The organism is Janthinobacterium sp. GMG1 (assembly GCF_034427795.1).
Lineage (GTDB): Bacteria > Pseudomonadota > Gammaproteobacteria > Burkholderiales > Burkholderiaceae_D > Janthinobacterium.
Window position 1 is genome coordinate 494631 of the sequence record NZ_JAXQNT010000003.1, and the last position, 8223, is coordinate 502853.

At 62.5% G+C, this 8223-nt stretch carries 9 protein-coding genes; 4 read left to right on the plus strand and 5 right to left on the minus strand.

Features of this window, described 5'->3' with window-relative positions; genetic code table 11:
• Positions 1–225: 225 nt before the first annotated feature.
• A complete protein-coding gene (locus SJI03_RS10955; RefSeq protein ID WP_322427208.1) occupies positions 226–2091 on the plus strand; it encodes a LodA/GoxA family CTQ-dependent oxidase in 1866 nt (621 codons plus the stop codon).
• Positions 2088–3194 (plus strand): tryptophan 7-halogenase, encoded by a 1107-nt coding sequence (locus tag SJI03_RS10960; protein ID WP_322427209.1) that lies wholly within the window; start codon positions 2088–2090, stop codon positions 3192–3194. Before SJI03_RS10955 ends, SJI03_RS10960 begins: the two co-directional genes overlap by 4 nt.
• On the opposite strand, the gene SJI03_RS10965 is transcribed toward SJI03_RS10960, so the two are convergent.
• The 4 genes from SJI03_RS10965 to SJI03_RS10980 form a co-directional block, all read right to left on the minus strand.
• Complete coding sequence (locus SJI03_RS10965) at positions 3191–3379, minus strand: hypothetical protein (protein ID WP_099377091.1); 189 nt, start codon at positions 3377–3379, stop codon at positions 3191–3193. The two genes, SJI03_RS10960 and SJI03_RS10965, sit on opposite strands and share 4 nt — an antisense overlap.
• A 65-nt stretch (positions 3380–3444) precedes the next feature.
• Entirely contained in the window at positions 3445–4107 is a 663-nt protein-coding gene (locus SJI03_RS10970; protein WP_099377092.1) for a DUF799 domain-containing protein, read from the minus strand.
• Positions 4104–4472 (minus strand): DUF4810 domain-containing protein, encoded by a 369-nt coding sequence (locus SJI03_RS10975; protein WP_225240994.1) that lies wholly within the window; start codon positions 4470–4472, stop codon positions 4104–4106. The genes SJI03_RS10970 and SJI03_RS10975 overlap by 4 nt, the downstream gene beginning before the upstream one ends.
• An 8-nt stretch (positions 4473–4480) precedes the next feature.
• Positions 4481–5155 carry a CsgG/HfaB family protein gene (locus tag SJI03_RS10980; RefSeq protein WP_071077629.1) on the minus strand — a complete coding sequence of 225 codons (675 nt, stop codon included), beginning with the start codon at positions 5153–5155 and terminating at the stop codon, positions 4481–4483.
• Between the two features lie 306 nt (positions 5156–5461).
• On the opposite strand from SJI03_RS10980, the gene SJI03_RS10985 reads away from it, so the two are divergent.
• The gene (locus SJI03_RS10985; protein ID WP_099377093.1) at positions 5462–6661 is read left to right on the plus strand and encodes a YbfB/YjiJ family MFS transporter; all 1200 of its coding nucleotides are present in this window, start codon (positions 5462–5464) and stop codon (positions 6659–6661) included.
• A gap of 30 nt (positions 6662–6691) precedes the next feature.
• Here the strand turns inward: SJI03_RS10985 and SJI03_RS10990 are convergent, their stop codons facing one another.
• Positions 6692–7060 (minus strand): cupin domain-containing protein, encoded by a 369-nt coding sequence (locus SJI03_RS10990; protein ID WP_077403412.1) that lies wholly within the window; start codon positions 7058–7060, stop codon positions 6692–6694.
• 218 nt (positions 7061–7278) lie between these two features.
• On the opposite strand from SJI03_RS10990, the gene SJI03_RS10995 reads away from it, so the two are divergent.
• Entirely contained in the window at positions 7279–7812 is a 534-nt protein-coding gene (locus SJI03_RS10995) for an ankyrin repeat domain-containing protein (RefSeq protein ID WP_322427210.1), read from the plus strand.
• Positions 7813–8223 lie beyond the last annotated feature (411 nt).

Consider the following 8223-nt stretch of genomic DNA (forward strand, 5'->3'; position numbering starts at 1 on the left):
CTTAAAGGTTGCATAGAAAAATATCGGATGAATATACTATTTCATATATTAACAAACAGGCAATGCCAGCCCAAGATACCTGCATGCCGGCAACAAGTCAATCTGTGCAGCAACTGCATTGCCCGATCTGGCGCCGGAATTCACGCTAGCGTGACTATGTGCGCATTTGGCGCGTTTTTTATGCGGTATATTTTCCTTCCCTCCACGCACCTGGAAAGGCCTGCCATGTCCAGCTCCACCCAAGATACCGTCATCGTCAAGGCGGCGATTTATCCGCCCATCGGCATTGCCCGCGTGGGCAACAGCCCCAGCGAGTACTTTCTGGGACCGGAGGTGCCGGAACCGGCGGCACGGCCGGCCGGGTATTACCGCGATGCATCCGGGGCCATCAAACGCCAGGCGGCCGGCTTTCGCATCTACGGCCTGAATGCCGCTGGCGTGGCGGTGGCCGAATTGAACGCCGGCAATGCCGACATCGAATGGTCCGTCACCCTGGCCAATACCAAGGCGGCGTGGTACCAGTTCCAGATCGCGCTCGATATTCCCGAGGCGCATGTCACCCAGCCCTCGTTCCTGCGCAACATGGCCGTCACCGACCGCGCGCAACTGTCAATCACGCCGGGCGAGCGCAAGATCAGCGGCAGCGAACAGCCGGCCGTCGCCTTCGACAGCGGCAGCTTCCTGGGCACGCCCGTCTACCTGGGCGAATTGCGCACGGACGCCATGGGCCGGCTGATCGTGCTGGGCGGGCATGGCAAGTCCGCTTCGTGGAATGGCGCGCGCGCCATCACCTTTGCCAACAATGAAGGCTGGTACGACGACACGGCCGACGGCCCCGTCTGCGCCAAGGTCCACTACCAAGGCCAGGCCTTGCCCGTCGACATGGCCTGGGTGGTCGTCGCGCCGCCCGACTATGCGCCGCAGCAAAAGTCGGTGCGCACCATGTGGGACTTGATGCGCGACTTGTTTGTTTCCGAAGGCAAAATTGCCGCGCCGGCCGTTCCCTCGTTCCAGGACGATATCCGCCCCATTTTCGAACGCCTGTCCAACCTGCAATGGGTCAACGCCGGCTTCGCGGCCGCCTTTGGCTGGGATGGCAGCACGCCGTTCAGCCGCGACGAGTGGATGGCGCGCCTGGCCAGCCCGTCCGACAACCGCAAGGAGTGGCGCAACGTCATCTATAACCAGTTCCGCCAGTTCGAGCGCGACGCCTGGGCGCCATCGCCGTGGCCGTGGCTGTATGGCGACGCGATGGCCATCCCGCCGGCAGACACGCCGCGCCAGAACTGCGCCCTGAGCAATCTGCAATTGCGCTTCCTCAAGCAATGGGCGGCCGGCGAATTCACGGACGACTACGCGCCCGGCAAGGTGCCGCCGCAAAGCCTGGCCGACGTGGACGTGGTCCTGCAACCGGACACCCTGCTGCGCGCGGCCATGGAATTCTGCCTGGCCGACGCCTTCCACCCCGGCTGCGAAATGACCTGGCCCATGCGGCAGGCCAGCATGTACAGCGCACCGTTCCGCCTGGCGCACCGGCCACCGGGCTGGGTGGAGCCCGACTATGGCGCCGTCTTGACGCCGGACAATATCGGCAGCCCCTGCTCGGCGCAGATCGCCGGCGGCGTGACGCGCTGGATGGCCGTGCCATGGCAGACGGACACGGCCAGCTGCCGCTCCGGCTACCAGTCCGATTACGATCCCTACGTGCCCACGTTCTGGCCCGCGCGCGTGCCGAACCAGGTGATGAGCAAGCTTGCCTACGACACGGTGATGAACCGCGAAATTCCCATCGACGACCGTCTGGCCGCCTTCGCCCGGCGTGCCGCGTGGATACGTCCGCTGGGTAACATCAGCTATGAAGAGCAGATCAACAACATGATCGCCGACCTGGCGCAAGTGGGCGTGGTCGAGGTGCGTCCCGGCCCCACGGATATGACCGGTTTCCCCGCCTTCCTGCAGGTGGAAAACCTGCCGCAGCCGATAGCCGGCAAGCACCAGCTGCGCGCCGCGGCGGGAATTCCGGACGAGTTCGTCGACGTCGACCTGGAAGGCACGGAAAAAGCGCGCCATCTGCAGCGGCACCGCTTGTGACCGTGCTGCAGGCCGACGTGCTCATCGTCGGCGCCGGTCCGGCCGGCGCCACGGCCGCCCTGAACCTGGCAGGGCGGCACCGGGTCTTGCTGGTGGACCGGCTGGCCGCGCCGCTGGCGCGCATCGGCGAATCGCTGCCGCCGGCCGCCGCGCGCCTGCTGCAGGACATGGGCTTGCTTGACGCCTTCCTGCGGCAGGGTCATGCGCCCTACCACGGCAACCGCGCCTGGTGGAACGGCGCCTGGACGGAACACCATTTTCTCAGCGATCCCGACGGGCACGGCTGGCACCTGGCGCGCGGCAGCTTCGACCTGTGGCTGCGCGACGAGGCGCGCCGGCGCGGCGCCGCGTTGCTGGCTTCGGCCAAGGTCGCCGGCATCACGCCGGAAGATGGCGGCTGGAAAGTACGGCTGGAAACATCGCGCGGCCCCTGCGACGCGGCGGCGCGCATTGTCATCGACGCCACGGGCCGCAGCGCCCGGCTGGCCCGCGGAATCGGGGCGCGGCGCCGGCGCAGCGACCGGTTAGTTTCAGTATGGCAATATGGACATGAGCGCACACCCTCGGCGCGGGGTTTTGCCCACATCGAGGCGTGCGAAGACGGCTGGTGGTACAGCGCCCCCCTGCCCGGCCAGCGCCGCGTGCTGGCCCTGCACACGGATGCAGATTTGCTCGACAGCAACGCCTTGCGAAATACCGGCTGGCTGGAAGCGGCGGCGCGGCGCTTGCCGGCCACGCGGGAATTGCTGGAACAACAAGGCTACACGGCCGATACACCAACCCTGGCCACGCCTGCCCATACGGCCACCCTGGACACCGGAGCCGGCCCAGGCTGGTTCGCCGTCGGCGACGCCGCCCTGAGCTTCGATCCGCTGTCGTCGCAAGGCATCTTCAACGCCCTGTACACGGGCCTGGCCGCCGCCGAGGCCGCCGACCGCACGCTGCAGGGTGAGCTGCAAGCCTATCAACACTACCATGGGGAATTGTCGGCCATCGGCGCCGCATACGCACGCCACCTGGCGTACTGCTACGGCCAGGAAACGCGCTGGCCGTCGGCGCCGTTCTGGCGCCGGCGCAGGCCGGTGCAGGTCGGCGCGCTCTAGCTGGCGCTGAAATCGAAGCGCCACAGGCCCTGCTGGCGACTCAGCGTCACGTCCACCGTGGCGACAGTGACCGGACGCGCATACTGCGTCATGTCCGGGAAATTCTCCAGGCCATGGGTCTGCCCCACCATCGGCCGCATGGCCACCATGAAGTAGAGACTGGGCTGGTATTCGACATTGGGCATGCTCACGGCAGGCCGGTCGTTGACATTGCGACAGGCCCGGCAAAGCGCCGGGCCTGGTAAGGCCATTACTGCGCCAGGTAGCGTTCCGAACGTGGGCCGTACAACAGGCCATTCGGCACGCCGGCCGACAGCATGCGCGCATTCGCCGTGCCAGCCAGCGGATGGCTGGCGTCGGTGCTGGTGTTGATGATCTGCTTGACAGCCGCCGTCACCAGCACGCCGATCAGGCCGCCGCCACCGCTGTTATTGCCTTCGTTGCTCGACGCACTGGCCGCGCCCTGCCACAGCAAGGCGCCCGTCTTCAGGTCGACCAGCTTGGCATCGACCGATACCACCGTCACGCTGTCGATCACGGCGTACGTCGTGCCGTACTTGGAGATCGTCACGTACAGACCCGCATCGGCGCCAAAGATCTCGTTGAGCTTTTTCGCATCGACGCCGTGGATATCGGCGGCGTTCGTCAAGCCGTTCTGCTTGAAGGTTTCACCGACCACGGCCACCGGCAGCACATAATAGCCCGCTTCGGCCAGCGGATAGGTTACTTGGGCATAGACGCTGTTGCCGGCATTGACTTCCGGAGAATTGTTCAGCGGCGGCAAGACCACGATCGAGCGGGGCTTGGCTGCCTTGAAGGCGGTGTAGTCGTATGCCGCCTGCTTGGTGGCGCAACCGACCATGAAGATGGCAGGACCCAGGCACAGGGCCATTTTCAACATGCGCGACATCATAATTTCTCGCCTTTTTTCAATTTACCCAACAGGAAATCCATGTACGGCGTCGATTCCGGGAACAGTTTTTTCTCGTCTTCGAACTGCGCCGCGACCTGCTCCGGCTTGCCCGCGATCGAGTACAGCATGCCCAGGTGGGCGTGGTAACCCGGCGGCGCGTGATTGCCCTTGGCACCGATCACTTGCAAGTCTTTTTCCATGGCGGCGATCTGCTGCTCCGGGCTTTCACCCTTCAGGTATTCATACACTTGCGGCTGGTAGCCTTCCCACTGGTACAGGGTCTTCGATTGCGTGGCGCAACCGGTCAGGGCGGCACAGGCGAGCAGCGCCAGCAGGGCTGCGCCCTTGTTCATCATTGTTTTCATGGGATACCTTATTGTTTGCGCAATGCGCCCGCTTCGACGCCAGCCACCAGGCGCTCGACCGCTTCGCGCATGGCCAGGTCCAGGACTTTGCCGTTCAGGGTGGCGTCATAACTGGCGGTGCCGCCAAAACCCAGTACTTCACGGTTCGACAGGCTGTATTCGCCGGCGCCGCCAGCCGAGTACACGACTTCCGAGGTGGCGATATTGACGACGTTCAAGGTAACCTTGGCATAGGCCACTTGCGTCTTGCCGCGGCCCATGATGCCGAACAATTGCTTGTCGCCCACTTCCTTGCGGCCGAATTCGGTCACGTCACCCGTGACGACGAAATCGGCGCCCTTGATATTCTGGCCCTGCTTCTTGAACTCGGCTTCCTGCTTGAGTTCTGCCATGTTGTCGCGGTCGAGCACGTTGAAACGGTTGGACGTCTGCAGGTGCGCAATCAGGATCGTTTTCGACTGGCTGCCCAGGCGGTCGACGCCATCGGAAAAGATGCCGCGCATGAAATTCGAGCGATTGTCGAACTTGCCGACAGCGATCAGCGTGCGTGGACCAACGTAGGGACGGGCTGCGCTGGCAACCGTAGGGACAGCCAAAGCTTGCGAGGATTCGGAAGCGCAGCCAGCCAACGCCGCGCCAATCAGCGCTGCAATCAACAACGCGCCGGGTTTATTCTTGTTCATAGTGCCCTTATGATATGGAGGATCAGGAGCCACCTGCAAAATTGATTTTAAGCAAGTTAATTTCCTAATTGCAATTATATGGTATTGCATGTCTCACAATTCTCTCCAAAAGTAACGATGGCAAGGATTGCACTATTGCCCGCCATACACAGGTGCGGCCCTGCTTGACTTCCCAGCGCCAATTCATTAACTTGATAGTAAAAAAGCGTGTCGTCAGCGCCCTATGCCACTGTCACTCACAGACCTCGCCCGCCGGCCTGCCCCGGCGCCAACGCCACGCTGTTCACATAAACGGGTCCCAAGGCCATGCCGACACACGATCATTCCCCGGCCCATCCGCTGGCCACGGCGCTGGCGCTCTCGCTGGGCGCCGCCGTCGCCCTCGGCCTGTCGCGCTTTTCCTACGGCTTGCTGCTGCCGCCCATGCGCGCCGACCTGGGCTGGTCCTACCTGCTGGCCGGGGCCATGAACACCTTCAATGCACTCGGCTATTTTCTCGGCGCCCTGGCCACGCCCGCCCTGATGCGCCGCCTGGGCGTGTGGCGCCTGCTGATCATCGGTTCCGTGCTGGCCAGCATCTTCATGCTGATGTCGGGCCTCGTCAGCGACACGGCCACCCTGTTCCTGCAGCGCGTGTGCGCGGGCGTAGCCAGCGCCTTCATGTTCATCGCCGGCGGCGTGCTGGCGGCGCGGCTCGGTTCCATGCACAGCCAGCGCGCCGGCTTCTACATCGGGCTGTATTACGGTGGCACGGGTTTCGGCATTGCTTTGTCTGCCCTGCTGGTGCCGGCCGCATTGGCGTCCGCCCAGGAGCACGGTGCCGCGCATGCGTGGCAGTGGCCCTGGCTGGCACTGGGCATCGCCTGCCTGCTCGCCACCGCCATCATGGCCTTGCCGGCGAAAGTGATCGGCGAAGCGCCGCGTACCCTCGACACGCCGCGGCCTTTCGCCTGGCGCGATTTCTTGCCCAGTCTGGCAGGCTATTTCATGTTTGGCGTCGGCTATATCGGCTACATGACCTTCGTGATCGCCCTGCTCAAGCAGCAAGGCATGAGCGCCACCTTGATCACCGTGTTCTACACCTTATTGGGGCTGGCGGTGGTAGCGTCGTCGCGCATCTGGGCGCGCATGCTGGACCGCTACAAGGGCGGCGAATCGCTGGCGATATTGAATGGCGTGCTGGGCGCAGTGACCATCCTGCCCGCACTGACGAGCTTTGTACCCGTCGTGTTCTTCTCCGGCCTGGTCTTCGGCGCCGTATTCCTGTCGGTGGTGGCGTCGACCACGGCCCTGGTACGGCATAACCTGCCGCAGCAATCCTGGACGGCAGGCATCAGCGCCTACACGACGGTGTTTGCGCTGGGCCAGATCGTCGGCCCCATCGTCGTCGGCTGGATCGCCGACGGCCCCGCAGGCCTGGAACGGGGCTTGATTGCCTCGGCCATCGCCCTCTTCATCGGCGCGGCGCTGGCCGCGCGGCAAAAGGCGCTGACGGCGGGCGTGTAGGCGACTGTCTCGCGCATACATTGGCCCCGCTTATTGCGGTTTGGCATACCTTGCGACGCCTGTTACATCGAACAGGACACAACGCTGGTTTCCAACCACCCAGGCGTCGTGCCCCGGTGGCATATAGAAGACGTCACCCGGACCATATTCCATTTCGGCGCCATCATTCATCCGTACCACCATCCGTCCCTCAAGGACCATGCCGGTATGCGCTGCCTGGCACGAATCGGTTCCTGCAATCGGTTTTACGTGCAGACTCCAACGCCAGCCAGGCTCAAATTCGCCGCGCCCCATGGTCTGTTCGCCAAGCGTAAAGACAGCCATCCGGCCAGCCCCATCCTTGAATGGGCGAACTTCGTCCGGCTTATCCAAGGATTTCTTTTCTAACATCGCACTCATGCTCCGTCCCTCCTTTGGAATTTCTGGAAGTATTAAATTTCCGAATCGGAATAACTGACGCGATATAAAAATCACATCATTTTCCAATATAGTTTAATAATGGAAATTTACAAGCAAAGCACCTGCCGCATTTGCCTCTCATGATGAGCGGAACTCGTACAATTGACACTTCCCGGCCAATACTTCAATATCCATTTAACGTTCGCAGAAAGAACACGATGAACACCGAAGCACGAAAACTCCCGCCAACGATGGATGCCGAAACCCTGGAATTCATCCAGGGCCTGTTCGCCCTCGTGCGCGAAGGCGATACGCAGCAACTGGGCGCCATGGTGGCTCAGGGCGTGCCAGTGAACTTTCGCAACGAAAAAGGCGACAGCCTGATCATGCTGGCCAGCTACCATGGCCACCTGGAAACGTCGCGCCTGCTGCTCGCAGCAGGCGCCGACGCCAACGTCCCGAACGACCAGGGCCAGACGCCGCTGGCCGGCGTGGCCTACAAGGGTTACCTGGACATCGCCGAACTGCTGCTCCGGCACGGCGCCAACGTGGAAGGCAACAGTCCGGATGGCAAGACCCCCTTGATGATGGCCGCCATGTTCAACCGCCTGGCCATCCTCGACCTGCTGCTGCAACACGGCGCCCGCATCGATGCCGTGGACAGCCGCGGCATGACTGCCGTGTCACTGGCCAAGTCCATGAATGCACAGGAGACGCTGGGCCGCCTGGTCAGTTTGGGGCAGACGGCATAGCCCATGCAGATATCGCCAGCGATTTTGCGACTGGCGCTTAAAAAATTGAGAATCAGACGCTTAGCTGCTTCATTGATCTGGTATTAGCTTACGCTGCCGGATGGGAGATTATTCCCACTCGATGGTCAATGAGCTGGCTAAGCGCCTGATTTTTCAGTGCTTTCCAAACCATTCAGTTGCCGATACCCTCAAAAATACCCTCACCAGCAAAACCCGTCATTGCCAGTTTGTCGCGGACGGAACGGAAGAGGAAATCCGCTTGTTCAAACCGGTCACCAGATTTTCCTGGCCGATGACGCTTTCGTTTCGGCACATCAGCAATCGCAGCGGTCCAATGCACTCAATGATACGTCAAGGCAGCAGCGCCGAGCTGTCACACTGTCATTAGCGCAATATCAAGCCCGCTATAGT

Excerpts from the sequence above, each read along its gene's own strand:
- SJI03_RS10995 (WP_322427210.1), top strand. The coding sequence starts at position 7,279 with ATGAACACCGAAGCACGAAAACTCCCGCCAACGATGGATGCCGAAACC.
- SJI03_RS10965 (WP_099377091.1), bottom strand. The coding sequence starts at position 3,379 with ATGCCCAATGTCGAATACCAGCCCAGTCTCTACTTCATGGTGGCCATG.
- SJI03_RS10980 (WP_071077629.1), bottom strand. The coding sequence starts at position 5,155 with ATGAACAAGAATAAACCCGGCGCGTTGTTGATTGCAGCGCTGATTGGC.
- SJI03_RS10985 (WP_099377093.1), top strand. The coding sequence starts at position 5,462 with ATGCCGACACACGATCATTCCCCGGCCCATCCGCTGGCCACGGCGCTG.
- SJI03_RS10955 (WP_322427208.1), top strand. The coding sequence starts at position 226 with ATGTCCAGCTCCACCCAAGATACCGTCATCGTCAAGGCGGCGATTTAT.
- SJI03_RS10975 (WP_225240994.1), bottom strand. The coding sequence starts at position 4,472 with ATGAAAACAATGATGAACAAGGGCGCAGCCCTGCTGGCGCTGCTCGCC.
- SJI03_RS10970 (WP_099377092.1), bottom strand. The coding sequence starts at position 4,107 with ATGATGTCGCGCATGTTGAAAATGGCCCTGTGCCTGGGTCCTGCCATC.
- SJI03_RS10990 (WP_077403412.1), bottom strand. The coding sequence starts at position 7,060 with ATGAGTGCGATGTTAGAAAAGAAATCCTTGGATAAGCCGGACGAAGTT.